The sequence below is a fragment of the Clostridium tepidiprofundi DSM 19306 genome, from assembly GCF_001594005.1.
Classification (GTDB): domain Bacteria; phylum Bacillota; class Clostridia; order Clostridiales; family Clostridiaceae; genus Clostridium_AC; species Clostridium_AC tepidiprofundi.
Genome location: NZ_LTBA01000004.1, coordinates 40,776 through 67,045, shown reverse-complemented (window position 1 = coordinate 67,045; position 26,270 = coordinate 40,776). Strand labels below are relative to the sequence as shown.

At 29.3% G+C, this 26,270-nt stretch carries 17 protein-coding genes and 1 riboswitch; of the genes, 14 read left to right on the top strand and 3 right to left on the bottom strand.

Annotated features, from left to right (window positions below; translation table 11 throughout):
• Positions 1 to 6 precede the first annotated feature (6 nt).
• The 12 genes from CLTEP_RS03570 (at position 7) to CLTEP_RS03515 (ending at position 19,588) form a co-directional block, all read left to right on the top strand.
• The gene (locus CLTEP_RS03570; RefSeq protein WP_066822770.1) at positions 7 to 1,212 is read left to right on the top strand and encodes a type II secretion system F family protein; all 1,206 of its coding nucleotides are present in this window, start codon (positions 7 to 9) and stop codon (positions 1,210 to 1,212) included.
• A 31-nt stretch (positions 1,213 to 1,243) separates the two neighbouring features.
• Entirely contained in the window at positions 1,244 to 1,708 is a 465-nt protein-coding gene (locus tag CLTEP_RS03565; RefSeq protein WP_066822767.1) for a prepilin-type N-terminal cleavage/methylation domain-containing protein, read from the top strand.
• Between the two features lie 1,161 nt (positions 1,709 to 2,869).
• The gene (locus tag CLTEP_RS03560; RefSeq protein WP_066822764.1) at positions 2,870 to 3,295 is read left to right on the top strand and encodes a prepilin-type N-terminal cleavage/methylation domain-containing protein; all 426 of its coding nucleotides are present in this window, start codon (positions 2,870 to 2,872) and stop codon (positions 3,293 to 3,295) included.
• A gap of 819 nt (positions 3,296 to 4,114) precedes the next feature.
• Positions 4,115 to 5,167 carry a type IV pilus assembly protein PilM gene (gene pilM, locus CLTEP_RS03555; protein WP_066822761.1) on the top strand — a complete coding sequence of 351 codons (1,053 nt, stop codon included), beginning with the start codon at positions 4,115 to 4,117 and terminating at the stop codon, positions 5,165 to 5,167.
• Between the two features lie 12 nt (positions 5,168 to 5,179).
• A complete protein-coding gene (locus CLTEP_RS03550) occupies positions 5,180 to 5,758 on the top strand; it encodes a PilN domain-containing protein (protein ID WP_066822758.1) in 579 nt (192 codons plus the stop codon).
• Positions 5,736 to 6,965: a hypothetical protein gene (locus CLTEP_RS03545; protein ID WP_066822755.1), complete on the top strand. Its 1,230-nt coding sequence runs from the start codon at positions 5,736 to 5,738 to the stop codon at positions 6,963 to 6,965. Before CLTEP_RS03550 ends, CLTEP_RS03545 begins: the two co-directional genes overlap by 23 nt.
• 75 nt (positions 6,966 to 7,040) lie before the next feature.
• Entirely contained in the window at positions 7,041 to 7,889 is an 849-nt protein-coding gene (locus CLTEP_RS03540; protein WP_066822752.1) for a type IV pilus modification PilV family protein, read from the top strand.
• Between the two features lie 11 nt (positions 7,890 to 7,900).
• Positions 7,901 to 10,222 carry a pilus assembly PilX N-terminal domain-containing protein gene (locus CLTEP_RS03535; protein ID WP_066822749.1) on the top strand — a complete coding sequence of 774 codons (2,322 nt, stop codon included), beginning with the start codon at positions 7,901 to 7,903 and terminating at the stop codon, positions 10,220 to 10,222.
• A complete protein-coding gene (locus tag CLTEP_RS03530) occupies positions 10,219 to 10,785 on the top strand; it encodes a prepilin-type N-terminal cleavage/methylation domain-containing protein (protein WP_066822747.1) in 567 nt (188 codons plus the stop codon). The genes CLTEP_RS03535 and CLTEP_RS03530 overlap by 4 nt, the downstream gene beginning before the upstream one ends.
• Positions 10,786 to 10,797: 12 nt before the next feature.
• The gene (locus tag CLTEP_RS03525; protein ID WP_066822744.1) at positions 10,798 to 16,362 is read left to right on the top strand and encodes a vWA domain-containing protein; all 5,565 of its coding nucleotides are present in this window, start codon (positions 10,798 to 10,800) and stop codon (positions 16,360 to 16,362) included.
• 111 nt (positions 16,363 to 16,473) lie between these two features.
• The gene (locus tag CLTEP_RS03520; RefSeq protein ID WP_066822741.1) at positions 16,474 to 17,235 is read left to right on the top strand and encodes a prepilin peptidase; all 762 of its coding nucleotides are present in this window, start codon (positions 16,474 to 16,476) and stop codon (positions 17,233 to 17,235) included.
• A gap of 202 nt (positions 17,236 to 17,437) precedes the next feature.
• Positions 17,438 to 19,588 carry a ligand-binding sensor domain-containing protein gene (locus CLTEP_RS03515; RefSeq protein WP_066822739.1) on the top strand — a complete coding sequence of 717 codons (2,151 nt, stop codon included), beginning with the start codon at positions 17,438 to 17,440 and terminating at the stop codon, positions 19,586 to 19,588.
• A 288-nt stretch (positions 19,589 to 19,876) separates the two neighbouring features.
• Here CLTEP_RS03515 and gltX read toward each other — a convergent pair whose 3' ends face one another.
• On the bottom strand, positions 19,877 to 21,352 hold the full coding sequence (gene gltX, locus CLTEP_RS03510; protein WP_066822737.1) for a glutamate--tRNA ligase: 1,476 nt from the start codon (positions 21,350 to 21,352) through the stop codon (positions 19,877 to 19,879).
• Positions 21,353 to 21,683: 331 nt separating this feature from the next.
• On the opposite strand from gltX, the gene CLTEP_RS03505 reads away from it, so the two are divergent.
• Both CLTEP_RS03505 and thiC read left to right on the top strand, forming a co-directional pair.
• Positions 21,684 to 22,811 carry a Fic family protein gene (locus tag CLTEP_RS03505; protein ID WP_242863860.1) on the top strand — a complete coding sequence of 376 codons (1,128 nt, stop codon included), beginning with the start codon at positions 21,684 to 21,686 and terminating at the stop codon, positions 22,809 to 22,811.
• Positions 22,812 to 22,929: 118 nt separating this feature from the next.
• A riboswitch (TPP riboswitch) is annotated at positions 22,930 to 23,038 on the top strand.
• Between the two features lie 122 nt (positions 23,039 to 23,160).
• A complete protein-coding gene (thiC, locus tag CLTEP_RS03500) occupies positions 23,161 to 24,474 on the top strand; it encodes a phosphomethylpyrimidine synthase ThiC (RefSeq protein WP_066822735.1) in 1,314 nt (437 codons plus the stop codon).
• A 41-nt stretch (positions 24,475 to 24,515) separates the two neighbouring features.
• Here the strand turns inward: thiC and ribH are convergent, their stop codons facing one another.
• On the bottom strand, positions 24,516 to 24,977 hold the full coding sequence (ribH, locus tag CLTEP_RS03495) for a 6,7-dimethyl-8-ribityllumazine synthase (protein ID WP_066822723.1): 462 nt from the start codon (positions 24,975 to 24,977) through the stop codon (positions 24,516 to 24,518).
• Between the two features lie 19 nt (positions 24,978 to 24,996).
• Entirely contained in the window at positions 24,997 to 26,208 is a 1,212-nt protein-coding gene (locus tag CLTEP_RS03490) for a bifunctional 3,4-dihydroxy-2-butanone-4-phosphate synthase/GTP cyclohydrolase II (protein WP_066822720.1), read from the bottom strand.
• Positions 26,209 to 26,270 lie beyond the last annotated feature (62 nt).

The window sequence follows — 26,270 nt, the reverse complement described above, 5'->3', positions numbered from 1 at the left end:
TTTTGTGTGCCTTTATACAAATATAAAGTAATAGATGATAAAGGTAAAAAGCAGGAGGGGACTTTTACAGCGAATAGTGAAAATGAAGTTTTGGCTATGATTAGGGAAAATAATTACTATCCCGTTCTTGTAAAAGAAACAAGGAATATTAAAGATGTTGATCTGTCTTTGTATTTCTCTAAGGTTACAACGAAGGATTTGTCGATATTTTGCAGACAATTTTATACAATGATGTATGCAGGTTCAAGTATATTAAACTCACTTAATATACTTAAGCAGCAAACAGAAAACAAAAAATTAAAGGAAACTTTGGAGTTTGTATATGATGATATTCAAAAAGGAGAATCCCTCTCGAGTAGTATGGATAAATACACAAAAGTGTTTCCTCAATTGCTTATAAACATGGTTCGTGCAGGAGAAGTTACAGGTAGGCTTGATTCTATATTGAACAGAATGGCACAGCATTATGATAGAGAAAATAAGATTAATTCAAAAATAAAGGGTGCAATGACTTACCCTATTATATTGACTGTTATGAGTATATCAGTTGTAGTATTTTTGCTGACATTTGTTATGCCTACATTTGTAGGTATGTATGCTGGAACAGGAGTGCAACTGCCAGCACCTACGAGAATTCTTCTAGGCGTTAGCAATACAATAGTAAACAAATGGTACTATATATTTGCTTTTATTGTTGTGATTGTTGTTGTTATTAAATATGCTTTTAGTACAAAAAAAGGAATACAGTTTATTGATTCTTTAAAGATAAATATGCCGCTTATAAAGAATACAAATAAGAAAATCATAATAGCAAGATTTACAAGAAGCTTGGCAACAGTATTGGTTAGTGGTATACCATTAGTTCAATCACTTGAAGTTGTTTCTAAGATTGTTGGAAACAAAATAGTAGAAAAAAGCGTAGTTGAGTTAAGGGGAAAAGTGGTAAAAGGAATACCTTTTGGGGAAGCGATAGATGAAGAGAAATTCTTTCCACCAATGCTTTGTTCAATGGTTAAGATAGGTGAGGAATCGGGTTCTCTTGATAATATACTAGAGAAAACCGCAGATTTCTATGATGAAGAGGTAGAAGCAGCTTTGAAGAAAATGACAACAATGATAGAGCCTATAATGATACTAATAATGGGACTTTTAGTTGGAGGCATAGTTGTTGCAATGGTATTACCTATGTTTAATATGTTTAAATTGGTTTAGATTGATGATTCATACAAAAGAGGTGTAAATTATGGGAAGTATAAGTCAAATCTTTAAAAAATTTAGTCGTGTGTTCAATAAAAGATATGACAGTAAAAAGGGATTTACGCTTATAGAGCTTATTATAGTAATAGCTATTCTTGGAATATTGGCTATGATTACTGTACCAAAGTTGAATGGCATTAAAGAAGAGGCTAAGGAGAAAGCGGATTTGGCAAATGCAAAGATTATTGCAAATGCAACAGCTATACTGATGGCACAGGACAAAATAACTAGTGATATATCTCATACTAGCGTTAATGCTGTATTAGATGAAAACACTAAACATTATCCAGCGGACTTGATCGAAGGATATTTGCAAGAAGTTCCAATACCACAAGAAGGCGGAAGGTTTGCAGTAGATGTAGATGTTAGTACAGGGAAAATAGAAGTTTATAGGGTGAAAGTTGATTTCGGAAAGAATAAGGTAAGTGGCTCAAAGCTGATATATCCGTAGGAATAAGAATAAGGGTACTAGGTGCTAGAAGAGAAAAGAAGGTGCTAGGGAAAAGTAGTTTGCTAGTTTGCTAGGGGCTAGTTTCTAGTCTCCAATCCCTAGTCCCCAGTCTTTAGTACAAATTTGAGACTTGAAAACTAGTATCTATTTAAGAATAAAGTTCTAGGTATTAATTTTCATCAAAGTAACAATCTTCTCTGGCGATTGGTGATTAGCGACTTTGAATTAGTCTCCAGTCTCTAGTCCCCAGTCTCCAATACAGATTTGAGACTTGAAAACTACATTTATTTAAGAATAAAGTTCTAAGTATTAATTTTCATCAAAGTAACAATCTGCTCTGGTGATTGGTGATTAGCGACTTTGAATTAGTCTCCAATCTCTAGTCCCCAGTCTCCAATACAAATTTGGAACTTGACAACCGGTATCTGTTTAAGTACTAGGTGCTAGGAGAGAAAAGAAGGTACTAGGAATAAGGTGAGGAAACAAGGTAGTAGGGAAAAAGTAAGTTTGCTAGATTGCCAGAGGACTAGAGGGCTAGTACAGATTTGTGATTTGACAACCAGCGTCTGTTTAGGTTCTAGGAGAAAGGAAAGGGTTCCAGGGAAAAAGTAAGTTTGCTAGAGTGCCAGAGGACTAAAGGACTAGAATGTTAGGGTGCTAGTTTATTAGAGTGCTAGACTGCTAGTATAGATTTGTTACTTGATTAATAATACTTACAATAAGCAAATACTTTTTCGTTTAGAGATTAATATCTATCAAAGTAATAATCTGTTTTGGTGATTGGCGATTGGTGATTGGTGACTTTGGATTAGTCTCCAGTCCCTAGTCCCCAGTCTCCAGTACAGATTTGAGACTTGAAAACTACACCTATTTAAGAATAAAGTTCTAAGTATTAGTTTTCATCAAAGTAACAATCTGTTTTGGCGATTGGAGATTGGTGATTGGTGACTTTGAATTAGTCTCCAGTCCCTAGTGCAGATTTGTGGCTTGATTACTATATACTTATGGCTGGTCACTAGCCGACTGGTCAACTGGCAATCTTATTAATTTGAAGAAATTGCGTAGCAATTTCAACCTCTACTATTCCTTATTCACTGATTTTTTTGTTGTTTGTTAAAAATATTTATATATAAAATTTTAAAAGTTTAAGGGGGAGAAAGTATGAGAAACATAAAAAAGAGAAAGAAAGGTTTTACACTTATCGAACTTATTATCGTAATAGCTATACTGGGTATATTAGCTGTTATTACGGTGCCTAAGCTTACAGGTATACAAACTAATGCAAAGAAAAAGGCTGATATGGCAAATGCAAAATTAATTGCTGATGCTGCTGCTATGGTTTTAGCTAATGAAGATACTTTTAATGCTGATGCTATTAAGGAAAAACTTCAAGGGGTACCAAAACCTCAGTATAAAACAGGTGTCTTTTGTGTAGCAAAAGATACTAATGATAAGATAGTTATATATGTTAAAGAAGGTTCAAGTAGTAATACTAAATATTATGAAGTATATCCTGACAGCGACTCATATCTAGGTCAATCAGGAGGTTTAAGTAATGTTTCATCTACTGAAATAACATTAGATTAGCATAGAAGAAAAATATTTATTATAATTATTTCAAAATAATGTCCAAAGTTCTTATAGGACTTTGGACTATACTTTAATGGGGAAAAGAAGGGACTAGGAATAAGGCGAGGGAATAAGATACTAGGGAAAAAGTAAGTTTGCTAGATTGCTAGAGGACTAGACTTCCAGTACAAATTTGTAACTTGAAAACCGGTATCTGTTTAGGCTTTAGGAGAAAGGAAAAGGCTCCAGGGAAAAAGCAAGTGTGCTAGATTACTAGAGTGCTAGACTGCTAGCATAGATTTGCTACTTGATTAATAATACTTACAATAAGAGAATGCTTTTTCGTCTAGAAATTAATATCTATCAAAGTAACAATCTGTTTTGGTGATTGGGGATTGGTGACTTTGGTTTAGTCCCAAGTATCTAATACAGATTTGAGACTTGAATGCTGTATACTTATAACTAGTACTATTCCTTATTCTCTATTCAATAAATAGGTTCTCTATTCACAGAATTGATGACTTGTTTTGGTGATTGGTGACTTTGGATTAATCCCCAGTTTCTAGTCTCTAGTCGCCAGTACAAATTTGTGATTTGAAGGGAATTATTTTATTAGGTGCTAGGAGAGAAAAAATAAGGTGAGGAAACAAAGTAGTAGGAAAAAAGTGAGTGTGCTAGATTGCTAGGGTGCTAGAGGGCTAGTACAAATTTGTGACTTGAAAACTACATCTATTTAGGAATAAAGTTCTAAGTATTAATTTTCATCAAAGTAACAATCTGCTCTGGTGATTAGTGATTAGCGATTAGCGATTTTAAAAAGAAAGCGTGGTGCTATACTTGTTTGGTAGGTTCATTTCAATAGAAATAGGAAGTCAAAATATAAAAATAGTTGAGTGTGAAAGAAAAGGAAAAAACATAGTAATACATAAGTCAGTTATGATTAGGACTCCTAGGAATTCTATTAATGATGGTATTATTGTAAATATTATTTCTATAAAAGAGGTAATTCAGAAAGTTTTGCATGATGAAAAAATCAAATGCAAGTCTGTTATTTTTACATCTAGGAGTACATCTATAATTACTAGAATAATTACAATTCCATTTGCGAAGCAGTCTGAAATGCAGTCCATAGTTAAGTATCAAATGCAGCAGTATTTACCTATTAATTTTGATGAGTACATAGTTGAATTTGTATTGTTAGAAAAATTTAAGCAGGAAGATGCTCAAAAGGCGAGAGTAAGAGTTGTTGTATATCCAAAAGATATGGCTGAAAAGTATTTGGAATTAGCAAAAACATTAAAGCTTACTCCAGTTTGTTTGGATATTAATTATAATTGCATTACAAAGCTTTTATGTAACAATTTTTCAAAGAATACTGAAACTCAATTTAAGAATGAGACATTTGCAACAATAGATATGGGAAGCGACTTTTTAGAATTTGCTGTTATACTTAATGGCAAAGTTGAATTTACGAGGATTATTTCATCGGGTGGAAGCTACATAGATGGAGACATTTCAAGACAAATTGGTTTAGACATTGAAAATGCTGAAATAAAAAAAATTGAAAATTGTGATTTGTCAATTGAACAATATGATGATGAAAATAAAGAATTCATAAATAATATTATAAAATCGGTTGTAGACGACTGGATAAGGGAAATTAAGAAATTTGTAGATTACTATAATAACAATAACAAAAACAACAATATAAACAAGATATATATTTATGGAGGAAGCAGTAAATTAAAAGGTATAGATGTTTATATGGCGAATTTATTAAATATGCCTGTTAGTGTACTGAATAATATAGATAATATAAGTTTTAAAGAACATAATTTAGAGGATTCGGTTTTTTATTTGAACAATATTGGTTCATTTATAAGACTTTAGGTAGGTGTGAACATGAAGGATTTTAATTTCTTTGAGCCTTATTTAAAAAATGAAGTATTATCACGAAATAAGAGAATAGCTATTACTGTTTTGGCTATAATTGTGACATTTGTTATGTTGATTGTACATATAACAAATAGCATTAACATAAATAATCAAGAAAAAGAGATTGCTATATTGGAAAATATGATGAATTCAAAGAATGCTAAGGAAGCAATTAAAGAGCTTAGTTCAGAGGAAAAGGAATATGATATTTTAGAAGAGTATTATAAGAGAGTTGCAGTTATAAAAGGGAATATTATAAGCAAAGATAGAATTAATAATGAATTATTGGATAATATACTGTCTACGATTCCACAAAAGGTTTATTTCAATACTATGAGCATGAATGGTAAAGGCATTCAGATACAGGGGTATGCTGATAGCAGAATTTCTATTGCTGAATTAGAACATAATCTTAAAAGTCTTAAAATATTTAGCAAGGTATATATTCCTGCTATAAGCACTAATGAGAAAGAGGATAAATTTATTTTTTCTATTACTTGTGCTTTGAAGGATGTGAACTCGAATGAAAATGAAAAACAACAATAAGATATCACTTGTTATATTATCTGTAATATTGTTGATTACAGCATATTATAAATTTGTGTTTTTGAAACAACAAGAAAAAATTAAATATCTTAGCAGTAAGAAAAGTGAGCTGAATTTACAGTTATCTAAAATGACCAATAGAGCTATTAAAACTAAAAAAATAAGTGAAAATGCTAAAATTATAAATGCAAAGATTCGAGAAGCTACAAAGGATTTGTTTCCTCCTATTGAACAGGAAAATATAATACTTATTTTGAATGAAATAATAAAGAAATCAAATATACATAATACTTCTTTAAGCATATCAGATGTTAATATTGAAAATATCAATCAGTCGACATCAGAACAAAATAAATCAAGTGAAGATAAGTATTTGCTTGATAAACTAATCAGAGAATATACTTCATTAAAAAATAACCAATATATTGAAAAACAAGATGATAAGAAAAGCGATAGTAATAAAAAAGATAAAAATGATTCTTTGGGTTTGAGAAAAGTATCTGTTAGCATGAATTATGCTGGAAGTTATGATAATTTGAGAAAACTTATAGGTGTCATTGAGGATTTTCCTAGAAAGATAATAATAAGCAATTTAAATATAATATCGGGTAACAAAGGTACTGTTATGGGAAGTTTAACGCTTGATTTATATGTTGTACCTAAAATGTATGATGATGAATTTACAAAATGGAATTATAATAATAATTATGGAAAATATAACCCTTTCAAGAGTGGTTATGAATATAATGAAGCTAGTAATTCTAACAAAAATAACAAAGAAAAGAAGTATGACTTTATTCTTTCAGTTAAGCCTATTAGTTCGGATTTGCCTACTATAATACTTGGAAAGAGCAATGATAATACTCAGGATTCGTATATTTATGCGGATAATAAGGATAATGAAGAATTGGAGATTTATTTTACTAAGTTTAATGGCAAATATTATTATAAATACAAAAGCGAAAAAAACTCATATCCTAAAGATTTCAATGGAAATGGTGTGATTTTTAATACCAACGAAAATGATATAAATTTTTGTGTGTATTCATGTTCAAGAAATTCTAGCAGTGATACTGCAGGGGCAATATTGAAGATACACAATAATACAGATAAGAATGTCAATATTGATATAAAATATGATGATAGTGATAGACCAAGAGTGATTGTTAGAAAAATAGAAGGGGATATAGTAGTCAACAGAAATTAGGCATTTTCAAAAAGATAACTAGTCAGTATGCTAGAGTATTTTTAATAGAAATGGATACCTAGAAGGATGGTATATATGAGTAAACAAAAAGGTTTTACATTAGTAGAATTAATAATTACCATTGCTATATTAGGAATAATAATTGTTCCTATTTCGAGTATGGTTTTGACATCAGCTAAGATTACTAAGGATTCAGAAGATAAGTTAAATGCTACAAATATAGCTCAAGAGTATATGGAAAAGATAAAATCGGACGACTCATTGGTTTTGAATAATTCAAAATTGAACTATGAAGAGGGTAAATATAATATTGAGTGTGAAATTCGCCCCATAGATGATTATAAGTTTGGACAAAATGTGGTAGTGGGCGAAAATGGAAGTGACAGTATTGTATGCGATTATAAATTTGTATTTGAAGAGGGAAAAAATACAATTGAATCATATAAAATGTCAGATGGTTCTACATTGATACCTTCTCAAAGTGCGAGTAAACCTCGTATAGATATTACATGTGCAGATAATGCCCAAAATAAAATTAAATTTAGCATATATGATAGTGACTCTTTGTTAAAAAGTGAAGAAATCACCAGAAGTGGAGAGAATGAATCAGGTAAAATTAAAATTAGATTTGATATATTGAGGGACTTGGGAGAACAGCTAGACATTAATTTGGATAATAAGAGCAGTGATGTTTTAGAAATTTATTTAGTTAAATCGGACAAGCTAACACATGAACCCAATATAAACATCAATAAAATTGCGGGTAAGATAAGAAAATATGATGATATTATAAAGATAACAGATAAAAGTTCTGTAGAAAATAAAGCGGATAATAGGCTCTATGAGATTACAGTTAGAGTTAAATATAAAAATACTAATGATATTATTATAGAAGATAAGGGGTATAAAACTTTTTTAAAATAAGGAATGATAGTATGAGAGCTTTAAAAAAAACAAAGAAAGGATCTTCATTAGCACTTTTGCTAATAATATTTAGCATATTAGCTATATTAGGTACTGCTTTTATGTCTGCTGCATTAGGAAGTTTTAGGATGAGAAAGTTGAATGGCACAATAAAAACAAATTTTTATGCATCAGAGGCAGGAGTTGATGAGGCGTATGCTATTATAGGTAAGGTTGTTGATAAAGCCATTGAGAATGGAAATAATGCAGTAAAGAGTGATGAAAGCAATTTAGAGAAAATAATTGAAAACGAAAGATTAAAAATACTTGCAGATGAAAATTATAAAAGTCCTTATATTAATGCTGATGGTTCCATAAATGAAGAAAAGATTAAAAGTTATCAAAATGGAATATTTAAAAATACATTTAAGAATTATGTTAAAGATAATATAAAATCAGAGATTGAGGATAGTGATAATTATAAATTCAATTCTGATGGTACAAAGCCTGATGTTGAAGTTGAAAATACATTGAGTTTTGCTGATGATAAAATGAATATAAATGTTTTATCTACATTTAAACATAAAGATATTGAAAAAAAGGTTGAAGCTGAATATGAAATAAAGGTACCTGATTATAAATCAGTATATTATATAGAGAGCAACATACTAAACATACCAGAAAATAGTGTTTTTTTGAATGGAATTTCTATTGATGGAGATATGAATGTCTTTGGAGGCAATGTAAAAATAAACGGAAATGTATTCATAAAAGGGAGCAATGTTGGTAGTGATGGTGAAATAGCTAATGCATATGAATTTGAAAGCGGATTGATTATTGATGGTAACAAGTCTGATGCTGATAAAAATATTAGTATTAGAAATAATTCTGATGTCAATATAAATGGCGATTTATATACTGATCAAAGTATTTATATAAATGGAATAAATGATAATTTCCATATTGATGGAACTGCATACGTTAGAAATGCTATTATTAGTACTGTTTCTAAAAATTCTAATTTAAAAGTTGATGGTAGTCTTTACACAATGGATGACTTGGAATTAAACGGAAATAAGTCACATGTTATTATAAGCGGAGGATATTATGGAATGAGTGATGGAAGTAAAAGTGCAATGAGTGACCATTCTAGTTCTATAATAATAAATGCTGAAGATATTGGACGAACTGATGGATCTAGTTTAAAAATTGAAGCACAAGGTGAAGAGGACAGCATCATAATAGAAGGTACTTCTTATATACACTTAAACGATAATAATAAATATCAAACAGGTGAATCTGTATCCATAAAAGGAAACTATAAAGCCTATACTCATCCATTGATTGATGGAAATCCTGTAAATAAAGATGGGAAAAGTTTAAAGGGAGATAACATTAAATTTGAATACATTGATCCTCTTGTTCTTGCAACTAAATTTAAAGATGATACTGATTTAAATGTATTTGATAAAGACAAATATTTTAAAGCATATTCAGAGGATAGCAATTACAATAAAGATAATTTTTCAAAACTGAATTTGGGTGGAAATGGAATTGATATAAATACAAAAAAGATATTGCTTAATACAGGAACAGTAATTAGTGGGAATAAAGTAATTGATGGTAGTTATTCAGTAGATAAAATAAATGAGAACATGGCAAAATTATCTGAACTCAAAAGAAAAATATTTTTTATGGGTGATGATAATGTTGATAGTGATACATTAAGGGAAACAAATAAATTAATGTATATGGTAAGCAAATCGGATAATTTAAAAGGAAAAGTGGACTTTAACAGCATTTCTAATAAATTTGAAGGACAAATAGAAAATAATGTGGTAGATAATAGTAAGGACGTAATTTTGTTAAATAATGATTCTAAAACTGATTATGTTTTTGTTGGACCAGATTCAAATGATAATTCATTAAAAAAAATAAATAGCAAAAACACTGGAAATAGCGAAAACAACGGAAGTAATAAAAATAACGAAAAAAACAACAGTACTAGAGAAATAAAGATAAATGTAAACAGTAGCGACGGCAAATTTAGAGGAATAATAATAACTGCTGGAGATGTGTATTTCTGTGGAAAAATTAAATTCAAAGGAACTATTATTTCAGCAGGAGATTTGGTTTTTTTTGATAGCAATTTAAAAGAGATATATTACAATGAAGAATATGTGAAAAGACTTATTGCATACAATTATGGTGATTTCAAAGATATTTTCATTAATAATCTTCCAACTTATTTTAATATGGAAGCAGAAACTGACATTAAAGCAGATAATAGTGTTAAGAGTGATATTACAAGGGATAAACTAATATCTAGAAAAAGGTGGAAAATAATAAAATGATTAAGAGGGGATTTACTCTTATTGAATTGATAATTACATTAGCAATATTAGGTATAATACTGATACCTATATCAAATTTTTTCTTTACCAATTATAAAGAATTAAATAATGTTAATAGACGGCTAAATCTTCAGTATGAAGGAGAAAAGGCAGTAAAGAAATTTACAGATGTTGCAATTGAGTCAAAAGGTATACAAGAAGTAAAAAGTGGACAAACAGATTTAAGTAATGGTATCAATGCTGACAATGTTACAAGGATTGTATTGATGTCTACTGATGATGATGGTAATTATGTATACGACATATTCGAATTGGAAGATGGTAATCTTTGGTATGGAAAGGGTAAAAAGAACGATACAATCAATAAAGATGGAAATTTAGAACAAAATGAGGTTTCTGGAAGTGTTATAGCTAAATATATAAATTCCATAAGCTTAATTGGTGAAAACATAACAAAGTATGAAGGAATGAAGCATGCTTATGTTGTTTTAATAAAGCTCAATTTAAAAGATGGTAATGTTACGTATTCAGTTAAAAGCAAAGTGTATTTTAGAAATAAGTAAGGGGGGAATTTTGTGAAGAAGAATTTAATAAGCTTTATTTTAATTTTTATGATTGTCTTTACTCAGTTTGGTGTTATGCCTGTTTTCGCTGATAAAAATACAGATTATGATTTAGTTAGTGTTAACAGAAGCATAAGTGGAAGTGAATTTAAGGTAGGACAGAAGATAGATGTGAATTATACAATTACCCCGGAAATAATACCAGTTACAAATATAAATTCTGGCAAAGAAAAGGATGTTGTTTTGGTTATTGATACATCAGGGAGCATGTCAGATAAAGTTAACAATTCTAGTAAAACAAAGCTACAAGTAGTTAAAAATGTAATAAAAGATTTCTATAACAAATTTAAGGATAATAAAAATATTAATTTGAGTTTGATTGGGTATAGTAATGCTACAAATTTTATTTATAGCAAAGAAGTTTTATATAAAAATATAAATAAAAAGAATATAAGGAAAATATGCGAGTCATTGCAGATAGATACAAAAAACATATATTATAAGTATGATCATTATAGTTACAAAGTAAATCATATATCATATGTATATGATATTGAGTATAACAATGAATATTATTATGCTATAGACTTAAATATGTATCCTAATGTAAACGAATTAGATTTTTACTATCATAGTAATAGCAATGGAAGTTTTATTAAAATAGATGATGTATGTGATATTATATTAGCTAATATGGAGGCTGATGGTGGAACAAATATAGGTGATGGACTTAGAAAAGCTTATTATATGCTTAACAATAATAATGGACATGATAAATATATTGTTTTGATGACAGATGGTTTTCCTACTGCATTTACTGCTAAAATAGGATATACTGAATATTATACTCCAGCGTGGTATCAGTATGCTCATGGAGAAATATATAGATATTCGGGAGGGGATTTACAATTTTTTGATAAATTCGAAAGTTTAGAATCAACTGAATTTGAAAAAGGTATCAATGATACAAATGTAGATTATATTACAAATTATGGTGAAAATGATGACAAAGGATTTGCACTATCTTATGCTAAGGAAATAGGTAAGCTTATTGCTAATAGTGGAAATATAAAGACATTTATAGTTGGATTTGGGAGTGATGCAAATAAAGATAGTGCTGTTATGAAGAATATGCAGATAGCGAAAAGTGCATGTGGTAAATATTACAATGCGTTAAATGAACATGAAATAAATGGAATTTATGATAAAATAGGCAATATAGTAGAAGTAAGCAAATCAGCTAAAATATATTTTGAGGAAAAAATACCGTATGGGTTGAGTATATCTAAAGAAGATATTGATAAGCTTCCAAGTGGATTGAAAATTGAAGGAAATAAGATTGTAGGTGAGTTAAAGGATGAGGTGTTCTATCAAAAAGTGAAAGATAAGAATGGAAATGTAATAGGGTTAAGAGCAAATCCTATTAGTTTTAATATAACGTACAAAGCCATAAAAGAAAATGAAAATTGTATTTTTAAAGGACAACCTGATTCATTTATTAAATATAGGTTTGAAGATAATGGGAAACAGATAACTAAATATTTTGAACCTATTGCAATAAAAATTAAACGATATATAGAAAAAAAATTAGTAAATGCTCAAAGATATATAACTGATATCGATCAAGAAGAACAGATATTTAATGTTAAATATAGAATTGTTCCAGAAAAAATAGATAAAAATAATGTGCTTAATAATGATAGGAAAAAAGATGTTGTATTGGTTTTGGATACATCAGGTAGTATGAATTATGATATCTATGGTTATGAAGACTGTAATGAGTATAACAAAAGATTGAGTATAATGAAAAATACTGCTGTAAAATTCATTAACAAATTGAGTGAAGATAAAAACATTAGAATTGGATTGATACAATATAACAGAGAAATAGTTGATTTTGTACCAGTATCTAATGGAAATAAGGATAATTTGATACGTAAGATTAATTCCATGAATGCTGAAGGTGGTACTAATATTGGAGAGGGATTAAGAAAAGCATACAGTATGCTTTCTAATAATAGTAATAGAGATAAATATATAGTACTGATGAGTGATGGATTTCCGACAGCTTTTACAGCTAAAAGTGGGACTACAAATTATTCAAGAACTAATAGAGCTCGAGAAAGTATCGGAAAAGTAATAAATGGAAGAATTGCAAGATATTTTAAGGCGCTAAATAGTGTAACATTTGCATATACTAGTTCCCAAAAAGTTGAATATGTTGTTAATTTTGGAGAAAATGATGAATGCGGTTTTTCTTTACAGTACGCAATGAGTATGGGAAATATTATAAGGAAAAGTTCTCAAAATATAAAAACATTTGTCATAGGTTTTAGCAATGGAATAAACTCGGAAAAGCTTCAAAAAATTGCAGATAGTAGCGGAGGAAAGTATTTTGAAGCTTTAGATGAGGAATGTATGAATAATGTTTATAATAGTATTGAAAAAATTGTTAAGGCAGATATCAATGCAAGCTTACATTTTGAAGAGAATATTGGTGAAAATATAAAAATTATAGATAAAGAGAAACTCCCATATGGATTAAATGTAAAGGATGGCAAATTGATTGGAAACATTGATAATATTTACTATACTCTTGATAGAAATGGTGCTTATTTTGAAGCTAAACCTATTGAATTTAATGTAAATTATAAGCCATTAAATAGTGGATATATTAGACTCGGACAGAATGATTCATCTTTTATTGAGTATAAACTTTCAACAGGTAAGTATGAAAGGAATATTTTTAGACCAATAGAATTATATGTACCTGATATTCCTAAAATTACTCAAGATGATATGTTATATAATGGCAAGGTTAAAGTTTCAATAACTGGAGATAGAAATTCAATTATTGAGTACAGGTTTAAAGATCAAAAACAATGGAAAGAATACAGAGAACCGTTGTATTTAGATATTGATACTCTAATATATGCAAGATGCAAAAGTTCGCATTTTGTGAGCAAAGAAGTAAATTTTACGACATATAATCCTAATGCAAAAGCGATAAGTACATTTACAAGAAATCTGCCTGATAAAATTGCTTTGGGTAGTGAGTATGAAATTAAATATATTTTTGATGGAAATAATGTAAAATACGATATTGAAAAACCATTAGAAATAGTTTTAATATTAAATACATCACTAACTATGAAAAATAATCTTGCTAAATTGAAGGAAGCTGCAATAAGCTTTATTGATAATTTACCAAAGGACAGGGAAGTAAAAGTTGGTATTGTTAGATATTATGGTTTTGGTGATATTGTTTCAAAATTAATAGATATTAGAAATACAGAGCAATTGAATACATTAAAGAAAAAAATAAACAATATTGAAGTTGAAAGCGGTACAAACCTTGGAGAGGCATTGCGTTTAGGATATCAGTTGCTCAATAATGGGAGTGATGCTAACAAACATTTTGTAATAATGAGTGATGGTTATGCAAATGTAGGAATAGCAAAAAAAGATTCTAAGTACAACAGTGGATGGGAAAATGCAACCTATGTTGATAATTTGGACAGTTCTATAAATAATCAAATTAAGAAAGAAGAAGTATATACAAGATTTGGGCTCCAGGGAGTGAAAAAATATATAAATAGCGATACTGATGGAGATGGTCTATTAGATAGATTTAATATTGGTCATAAATATGTAACTGTTATTGCTAATAAAATTAATGAATCTAATCTAAATATAAATACTCATATAATTCACTTTAAAAGGGTGAGTGGTGCAGGAGATGATATAGGAGCTAGGGAAAATAACAATGAAGTTGCGACTTTACTAGGAGTTACCAAGGAAGTTAAGCCAGGACAAAAGTTTTATCTTGCTGAAAATGCAGATGAAATCAGAAGGGCATTTAATGATATTGCTGGTGTGATTCAGGATAGTATAAGTTTTGATAAAGTCGAATTTAGTGAAAAGTTTCCTCAAGGTGTTGAAGTGCTTGAATATCCTAATGGGTTAATTTATGATAAGTATACTAACACATTGCATGGTACCATCAGAAATGTAAGAATGTGCAATATAAATAAAGATTTGAAGCTATACAAGGTAGAAGGAGAGTTTTCTATAAAGATTAAATTTAATCAATTAGGTGAGAAAGTATTTAATGAAGGTGAAGTTAAATATATTGAACCATTTAGTAAGTATGAAGAAAGCATAAAATGTAGAGGCGGTAGAGTACATGTTTTAGATGATAGTAAATTATCTATTAAACAAATAACTATTGTATCTAACAATCCTAATAATAGTAATCGTGCTAAGGTTGGAGATGTTATAACAATATTGATTGAGGCAAATAAAGAAATATATGAACCCGTAGTTACTATATTAGGAAATAGTGCGGATGATGTTGTGAAAGTTAATAATGATAATAAAAAATGGAAAGCTTGTTATACGATGAGAGAGACTGATACCGAGGGAAAGGTAAGCTTTGATATTCAACTTAAAGACAAATGGATAGATGATAATATAAATGTAAATGATACAACTGATGGAAGTCAGGTCATATTTGATAAAACGCCACCTACAGTAACTTTAGAGTATAGTACACTGAAAATAACTAATGGCAATGTTGTAGCTACGATTAAGAAACAATATGAGGATTTTAAAGTTATAAATAATAATGGCTCAAGAAACTACACATTTACTGAAAATGGAAAGTTTACATTCAGATTTAAAGATGAAACGGGTAATATTGGTGAATGTACTGCAATTGTTAACTGGATAGATAAAGAAGGTCCCGAAGCAAGTATTACGTATACTCCTAATACTTTAACGAATAAAGATGTTGTTGCTGTATTGAAATCTAATGAAAACATTATTATAACTAATAATAATGGAGACCCAAATTATAAATTCACAGAGAATGGTAAATTTACATTTAAATTTAAAGATATGGCAGGGAATACGGGTTCAAAAACAGCAGAAGTGGATTGGATAGATAAAGAACCACCTAATATTCATGTTGAATACAGCACAACAGAATTAACTAATAGTGATGTAGTAGCAGTTTTGGTACCTGATAAAGATGAACGTGAAGATTTTATTGTAACAAATAATAATGGTTTAAAAAAATATACATTTACAGAGAATGGCGAATTTACATTTGAATATAGAGATAGAGCAGGAAATATTGGCAGTATAACAGCAAAAGTGGATTGGATATACAAGGAAGATATATTGGGGCACGGTGTTTGGGTTAATGGCAAATTTAAAAAGATGGACAAAATCAATATTGTACGGAGTATTCCAACGGAATTGGCAACTTCATTAAAACTGGCATCAAGTAATACTGTTATAACTTTGAGTTTTGATAAACCTATATCTGATGTTAAGTTAAAATTATTAGATTTTGATGGTAATGAAGTTACTGATGGAATTAAGAAATCTTTTGATAAGTCCGATAACAAGTATATAATAAGTTCCTCAAAGGTACTTAAAGGACAATATTATTTAGTATATGAGATAACTGCATTGATTTCAGATGAAAAAGTAAATGCAACTATAGATATTAATTCAACGGTTGATGATGTAACGCAAGTCAATATACTTGATTTACCAAATCTAGAATAAAAACCACCCCAGGGGTGATTAGCCCCCATTGGCATTATTGGGGAGATTTGCCCCCCTTGAAACACCTCAGGGGTGAAAAATCACCCCTGGGGTATTTTTGAGGTGATTATAATGAATATTGTTATTTGTGCATATATTTTTGTAATAGGGCTTATAGTAGGTAGCTTTTTAAATGTTTGTATATACAGAATACCAAGAGGGGAATCAATAGCATACCCGCCATCACATTGTACAGTATGTGGTAGTAGAATTAAATATTATGATTTAATACCTATTGTAAGTTGGATTGCACTGAGAGGCAAGTGCAGAAACTGTGGTGAAAGGATATCTATTAAATATCCTTTAATAGAGTTGTCTACAGGATTACTTTTTGCACTTGCATATATAGAATATGGTTTAACAATTTACAGTTTAAAATATATTGTTCTTATATCCTATTTGATAGTTATTGGAATTATTGATTATAACACAACTGATGTTTATTCTGTGACAACATGGAGTGGAATAATATTGGGAGTAGTATTCATAATTATAAACTATTTTATGGGGCTTCCTATAAAGACGTATATATATGGTGGATTATTATCCGGTGGAATCATAGCAGTTATTATTTTGCTTACTAATGGTATGGGATGGGGAGATGCAGAAATTTGTTTGCTTTCGGGATTGTTTTTAGGGCTTGCTAATAGTATTGTTATGCTTTTATTGTCTTTTATAATAGGAGGAATTGTTGGAGTAATGTTGATTGTTACAAAAAGAAAGACAAAGAAAGATTATATTCCATTTGGGCCATCAATATCTGTAGCAGCAATAATTGTAATATTTATGGGAGATAAAATAATAGATTTGTATATGAAAATATTATTGCCATAATATGGTATTTGGTTTATAATATAATTGTAATTTATTTACAATTATATTTTTTTTATTGTTTTTTTATGAATTTTAGCAAAATAAGTATACTTATTAAGTTATAAAATAAGTTATAAAATAGGTATTTTTATTTAGATTATTATACTGTTTTAAGAACTTTGTAGGTATAACTTTGATGTGTTTAATTGAGGGGGAGAAGATCGTGCGAACAAGCAGATATTATTATACCAAAATATTGTTTTTTAAGATATTATTTATTTGTTTTGTCATTATGATTTTGCCAATGAAATTTGTACAAGCTTTATCGATATATGATATAAATGAATATTCATTTAAACAATTTAACAGTAGTAATACGTGTATTAAAAATGAATATAATATCACAGGAAAACTGTTTTATGTAAAAGCTTATAAGGATTTTTATAAAATTAAGACCAGCGATGGAATATTTATTCTAAATAACGATTCAGTCAAAAAATATGAAATAGCTAAAAGAGATGGAACAATTAAAAAACGTGTTCTAGCTAAAAAACATGATTTAGCTAAAAGATATGAAATAGTTGAAAAAAGCGAACAAACTAAAAAATATGAAACAGTTAAAGGAAATAAATTATTTAAAAATAAATCGTTTAAAAATAAATCGCTGCCATGTGAAGTATTAGAGGATTTAAATGGGGATATATGGTTTTCAATCACTCAGTATGATGAGGATTCTAAAGTGGGTTCTGAAGATTATATGCAGCATAAACTATTTAAAATTGATAAAAATGGTAAAAAGATTTGCTATTCTGTTATAAAAAATCCTCCTCAAGTGTTTTATAAAGATGTATTTTCAAAGCTTAAAGTAGATAAAAACAACAATATTTGGTTCGTGATTAACAAACAGGATTGTATTGAGGAAAATAATGAATACAAAATTGGCAAGGTAACTCAGAAAGGAAATATTAGTTATTATGCATTTTCAAATGATATAAAAAAATATATAATTGCTTCTGATTATATTTGGGTTTTACTTTATAATGATACTGTTGATGTAATTGATTATGAAGGTAAATTGATAAACGAGTATAATATTAAAGGGATTAAGGATATTACAAAGGATAATAAGGAAGATATTTGGATTATACAAAATGGGAGTATAAAAAAATTTTGTGATGGAGAATTTGTTTTTAAATATAGTGTTGATAAAAGTTGTAACAGGTTGAGTGTTTACAACATTAATAGAATAGCGGCATTTGGATATAGAAAAATTACTATAATAGAGAATTCAAAGCATAGAGATATAATTGTTGATAGCTATATAAACGATAATACTTTTGTTTATAGAAACAATAACGGGGGTGTTGTTGCTTTAAATACAGAAAGAGAATATTGGAATTTATCGTGTGAATATAGAGATGATATTCTCGCAGTTACAAATATTGTTAATCAAAATGGAAATAGAATTAGTAATAAAAATAGAAATGGTAACAGAAATGATTTTCAAATACAAAGAATTAATGGAGGCAAATATTTTCCATTTTACTATGCAAGCCATTGTAATGGCAAAATATTTGTACCCTGTTTAAATTCTATATATTTAGTGAAAAATAATGTGTTAGTTAAATATGTTGATTTGTTTAAATCAAGTTCAAGTGAAAATATAATAGAGAATATTAAATGCATTGAAACTGATTTTGATAATAATTTATATGCTATAACTGATAGAAATTTATATATTATAGATACTGATAAAAATGTTAAAAAGATTAATATATGGACATTGATAAAAGAGAATGATAAAAAAAGCGATATGAAAAATAATTTAAAAGGCAACATAAAGAATGATATAAAAAAAGACATAAAAGGTGACAGAATTTTTGTAAAAATATTAAGAGATGGAGAAGGTAGAATTTATATTGATTCTATGCTTGAAAATAATCATATAATATATAGTGTAGAAGGGGAAAATTTAAAGAAGTTACCTAATCAAACAATACAGTTTGAAAATACAATGTATTATCCAATTAACATATTCATAAATTATAATGATAGAATAGACTTGGTTTACAATATTAGGGGTAAGTATCATGTTTATGATTATGACAAGCATAAAATAGATAATGTGTTTAATCATTCAAGTGAACAAATTAATAAGCTTTTTTCAACAATAAAGCATGTTGTAAAGGCTCATGATGGTACAATATTTGCATTAATGGATGAAAATAATTTATATGCTAAAAAGTTAAATGATGATGATTTTAAAAGAATTTTTGCACAGATAGATAATGACTATGTTACGAGTATAGCATGTGACTTAGAGGGGAAAGTTTATATAGGAACTTATGAAAATGGCGTTTATGTTTATCCCTGATATATAAAAATTGAGTTCACACAAGTGTATGAAGAAGTGTGGACTTGCTTTTTATAAGGCATTTGAAAGAAAATAACAAGTCAAAGATGCGACGTATATTTTGTGAAATACAAAGAGTTGGGTTCCGCTGATAGTGGGTTCTATCAACGGGTTCCGACGATGAAGTAGTTCGCAAAATAGACTAGCATACTGACTAGTTATTTCTTTGAAAATGCCTAAAGTAATAAGACTCCTTTTCTATAAGTAGGAGTCTTATTGCTTTCTGATTTAGTAAAATGAAAATATTTTTTAAGCATTTAATTCTTTTTTCAATTTTTCAATACCTATTTTAATTCTTCTTAAAGATTCATCTTTTCCTAGAATTTCTGCCAATTCAAACGCTCCACCAGGCGTGAATTTCTTACCTGATAATGCAGTTCTTATTGGCCATAACATTTGGCCGTTTTTGATGCCTAATTCTTTAACAAATGCAATAATAGTATCATGTAATGAATCTAATGACCAGTCATTTAGATCTTCTAATATTGGAAGTATCTTTTCTAAATTTTCAAGTGCATTTTCAGAATTTGTTTTCATTTTTTTATGAGTGTATAATTCATTATCATAATCAGGTAATTCATTAAAGAAATCTATTGATTCAGGTATTTCAGTAAATACTTCTATTCTAGTTTGAAGTAATTTGCTTACTTTTTCAAGATCAATATTTTCGTTTGTAATTACTTGTTTATAGTAAGGCAATGCTAATTCATGGAATCTTTCCAATGGAAGTCTTTTTATATATTCACCATTCATCCATTTGAATTTTTTCATATCGAAAACAGCAGGTGCTTTATTAATATTTCTATAGTCGAATGCCTCAACCAATTCTTCAAGAGTAAACAATTCTCTGTTGTCTCCAGGATTCCATCCTAGTAGAGCTACGAAGTTTACTATTGCTTCAGTTAAATATCCTTGTTCCAATAAATCTTCATATGAAGAATGTCCGCTTCTCTTACTTAACTTTTGATGTTCTTCATTAGTTATTAATGGACAGTGAATGTAAGTTGGTATTTCCCATCCAAAAGCATTATATAATCTGTTATATTTTGGTGTGGATGAAAGATATTCATTACCTCTTACAATATGAGTTATTCCCATCAAGTGGTCATCAACAACATTTGCAAAATTATAAGTAGGGTATCCATCTGATTTAATCAATATCATGTCATCTAGTTCAGAATTATCAACTGTGATTGTTCCATATATTTCATCTTCAAATGAAGTTTTACCTTCAGTTGGATTGTTTTGTCTTATTACATAAGGGATTCCTGACGCTAGTTTTTCTTCTATTTCTTCTTTTGAAAGTTTTGCACAGTGCTTATCGTACTTGAAAGGTCTTTTTAATGCTTCAGCATTTTCTCTAAGAATATCAAGTCTTTCTTTTGTGCAGAAGCAGTAATAAGCTTCTCCTTTTTCAACAAGTTTTTTTGCATATTCTAAATAAACACCTGATTTTTGTCTTTCGCTTTGTATATAAGGACCATAACCACCATCCTTGTCAGGACCTTCATCATGTATTAAACCAGTATTTTTAAGAGTTCTGTAGATTATATCTACTGCTCCTTCAACGTATCTTTCTTGGTCTGTATCCTCAATTCTCAAGATGAAATCTCCGCCCTCATGTTTAGCTATCAAGTATGCATATAGAGCAGTTCTCAAGTTACCAACATGCATTCTCCCAGTTGGACTAGGGGCAAATCGTGTTCTTATTTTTTTGTTACCCATTATTTCTTCACTCCTATTATAAATTTTATATAAGGTATTTGAAAGAAAATAACAAGTCAAATATACTAGCATACTGACTAGTTATTTTTTTGAAAATGCCTAAATATGAATTATGTATCATAATAATAAATCCTTTCATAGCTCGGTTATGAAAGGGCTATACTTCACAATATTATATCATATTGTTGTTATATTATACAGTACCACATGAGAATTTTTCTCTTATAAAAATTTTTATGATTTATACAACAAAAATAGTTTACTTTTTGTTGTAAGTGGCATAATATTAATATTATACAACAAAAATTTATTATTTAATGGAGGAGATGGTATGATAAAAGCATTTCAACCTCTAAAATTACCAATAGATAATTTAATTAATATTGATGAATTTATTGATGAACTATTAGAAGCGAATAAATTGGTTGGTATATATCAGGTATTGCTAAATAAATCTAAAATAAATCCAGAATTGTTATTAATGCCTATAACATTACAAGAAGCAATACAGTCAACTAGAATAGAAGGAACCCAAGTTACATTAGATGATATGTTGGAATATGGAGTTGATGAAAATAGAAGAACTGATGATATTCAAGAAGTATTAAATTATTCAGAAGCATTAAGAATAGGTGAAAGATTAATAACAAGGATACCTATATCAACAAGATTAATAAAAGAGATGCACAAAATATTATTATCTGGAGATGTGAGAGGGGGAAATAGAAATCCTGGAGAGTTTAGGGCAATTCAGAATTTTATAGGACCGCAGGGATGTACAATTCAAACGGCTTCATACATACCACCAGAGCCTCAACTTGTACCTGAATATATGAGTAATTTAGAAAAGTATATAAACGAACCAACAGATAAATTGCATGATTTGGTAAGAATTGCAATTATACACGCTCAATTTGAAACAATACATCCATTCTTAGATGGTAATGGGAGAATAGGAAGAATACTTATACCACTATATTTGTTTGACAAGGGATTTATTAATTCTCCAAATTTTTTTATAAGTGAAAGCTTAGAAAAAGATAAATTTAAGTATTATAAATTGTTGAATGATATAAGGATAGATGTTTCAGATGATAATAAATCAATAGAATTAATATCACAGAGATGGAATACTTGGATAAAGTTTTTTATGAATGCTATTATAAATCAAGCAAACAAAAATATAAAATTAATTGAAAGAATAGATGAATTGTATAATGAAACTATCAATAGGAGTAGAAGTATAATAAATTCAAATAGATTGATAGATATAGTCAATGTGATGTTCCAAAATCCAATATTTAACAAGAAGAGGGTGTTGGAAAAGGTTGATATTCCGAGTAGTACATTAGGAGTGTATTTGAATAAATTAGAGGAAAACCAAATAATTTATTCAGATGGTAAACCTAGAAATAGGAAGTATTATTTCTATGATTTAATAAATATTCTAAGAGAATAAGATATCTTAAAAAAACAGGTAAGTATGCCAGTATATTCATTAGTATATATTTTATGATTTTTTATATTGTTGTGAAGATGTATGTATGTTATAATTGCATTGTGTATTAAAACTAAATATTAGCAACTAGGGGAGCCTATGGTGATAGGCTGAGATAGAGATATGAGCTCTGACCCTCATAACCTGATTTAGATAATTCTAACGTAGGGAAGTTAATGCGTATGTTTAATTCAGGCACTAGTGTATTTTTATTCACTGTGCTTTTTTATACAATTGACTGTTTATGAGGAGAGCAAATTGCTTTCCTTTTTTATGTTTTTTGAAAATATTTAAAGGAGATGTTAAGAAAATGAATTATTCAACTCAGATGGATGCTGCTAAAAAGGGTATAGTGACAAAAGAAATTGAAATTGTAGCTAAAAAGGAAAAAATGAAAGTAGAGGAATTGATGGAACTTATAAGTGAAGGGAAAGTAGTAATTCCTGCAAATAAGAATCATAAGTCATTAGACCCAGAAGGTATAGGACAAGGACTTAGAACCAAAATAAATGTTAATTTAGGTATATCTAAAGACTGCAATGATGTGCAGAAGGAAATTGAAAAAGCTAAAATAGCTGTAAAAATGAAAAGTGAAGCAATAATGGATTTAAGTTGCTATGGTAAGACACAAGAATTTAGACAAGAGTTAGTTAGTATTTCACCAGCTATGATTGGAACAGTTCCAATGTATGATGCTGTTGGTTTTTATGAAAAAGAATTATCAAATATTTCAGCAAAAGAATTATTGAATGTAATTGAAAGACATGCTAAAGATGGAGTTGACTTCATGACTATTCATGCAGGTATAAATCAAGAAACAGCAAAAGTATTTAAAAGAAACCCAAGACTGACTAATATTGTTTCAAGAGGCGGAGCATTGATGTTTGCATGGATGAATTTGAATAACAAAGAAAATCCATTTTACGAATATTTTGATGATATTTTAGATATATGTGAAAAATATGATGTTACTATAAGCTTAGGGGATGCACTTAGACCAGGTTCTATCGCAGATTCAACAGATGCTAGCCAAATAAAAGAGCTTATGGTTTTAGGAGAACTCACAAAGAGAGCTTGGGAGAGAAATGTACAAGTTATGATTGAAGGACCGGGACATATGGCACTCAACGAAATACAAGCTAATATGCTTCTTGAAAAGAAATTATGTCATGGAGCACCATTTTATGTATTAGGACCAGTAGTTACAGACATAGCACCAGGTTATGATCACATTACAGGGGCAATAGGAGGAGCAATAGCTGCTTCGACTGGAGCGGATTTTTTATGTTATGTTACACCAGCAGAGCATTTAAGATTGCCTGACTTAGAGGATATGAAGGAAGGAATTATTGCAACAAAAATAGCTGCACATGCTGCGGATATAGCGAAAGGAATCAAAGGAGCAAGAGATTGGGATAACAAAATGAGTGAAGCTAGACAAAAACTAGATTGGGATACAATGTTTGATTTAGCTATAGATTCTGAAAAAGCTAGAATATATAGAGCAGATTCCAATCCAGAAGATGAGAAAACATGCACTATGTGCGGCAAAATGTGTGCTATAAGAAATACCAATAAAGTATTGGATAACAAAAACATAAACATACTTAGAGAAGATGATTAAAAAATTTTCCAGAAGCCTATATGGGCTTCTGGAAAATTTTTTTACCCCAGGGGTATTAAATTTGCCATTTCAATAGCTGTTACAGCTGCATCATACCCTTTATTACCTGATTTTGTTCCTGCTCTTTCAATTGCTTGTTCTATACTATCAGTTGTTAGTACACCGAATATTACTGGTTTACCATACTGCAATGATACATTTGCAATTCCTTTTGAAACTTCACTAGAAACATAATCAAAGTGAGATGTTTCCCCTCTTATTACAGCACCTAAGCATATTATAGCATCATATTCTTTTTTTTCGCACATTTTTTTTGCGATTAGAGGTATTTCAAAAGCTCCCGGTACCCATGCAATTTCAATATCGTTTTCATCAGCACCGTGACGTTTAAGAGCATCTAATGCTCCTTGTAATAATTTACTTCCAATAAATTCATTAAATCTCCCAACAACTATACCAAATTTTAATCCTTGTGCAATTAAATTTCCTTCAAATATTTTCATTTATTATTCCTCCTCAAATTTATTTTCCTTCCTCAAATTTAAGCATATGTCCCATTTTTTCTTTTTTAGTTCTTAAATAATACTCATTTTTTTCATTGTGATTCATTTGTATGGGTACTCTTTCAACTATATCTATGCCGTAACCTGAAATACCTGACAGTTTTTTAGGGTTATTAGTCATAAGCTTTACTTTTTTAGCTCCTAAATCAGCTAATATTTGTGCTCCTATACCATAATCTCTCATATCTGGTGGAAAACCTAGAGCTAAGTTTGCTTCTACAGTATCCATACCATTATCTTGAAGAGTATATGCTTTTATCTTATTTATCAAACCAATTCCACGTCCTTCTTGACGCATATATAATAATATTCCACAGCCTTCTTCATTTATCTTTTTTAATGCTTCTTTAAGTTGTTCACCACAATCACATCTTAGAGAACCAAAAACATCACCTGTAAGACATTCAGAGTGAACTCTTACAAGAGTAGGTTTATTTTGAGAAATTTCTCCTTTTACTAGTGCAACATGGTGTTCTCCATTTAGTTTATTAATGTAACCAATTATTCTAAAATCACCGTATTTTGTCGGCATATTAGCTTCTGATACTCTTTCAATTAAGTTTTCATATTTTCTTCTATAGGCTATTAAATCAGCAATAGTTATTATTTTTAAGTTGTGTGTTTTAACATATTCCATAAGCTGAGGCACTCTTGCCATTGTGCCATCATCATTCATGATTTCACATATTACTCCAGCTGGAAATAATCCTGCTATTTTTGCTAGGTCAACAGCTGCTTCGGTATGACCTGCTCTTTTTAATACTCCACCCTCTTTTGAAACTAATGGAAATATATGACCAGGCCTAGTAAAATCATCAGGTTTTGAATCAGAGGCTATAAGCTTCAAAATAGTATTACATCTTTCATGAGCTGATATACCGGTTGTTGCATATTTTGAATCGACTGAAACTGTAAATGATGTTTGCTTTGGATCTGTATTGTGGTTTACCATAGGGTATATATGCAGATTGCTTACTCTTTCTTTTTCCATTGGTACACAAATAAGCCCTCGTCCGTATTTTGTCATGAAATTAATTGCTTCTGGAGTTACCTTTTCTGCTGCAATTATGAGATCCCCCTCATTTTCTCTGTTTTCATCATCTACAACTACAATCATTTTGCCCAATTTTATGTCTTCAATTGCTTCTTCAATGGTGTTGAATTTTAGCATTTTATTTACCTCCATGTATAATCTTTAATTTTCTTTCAATATGTTTATCGATTTTACAAAAT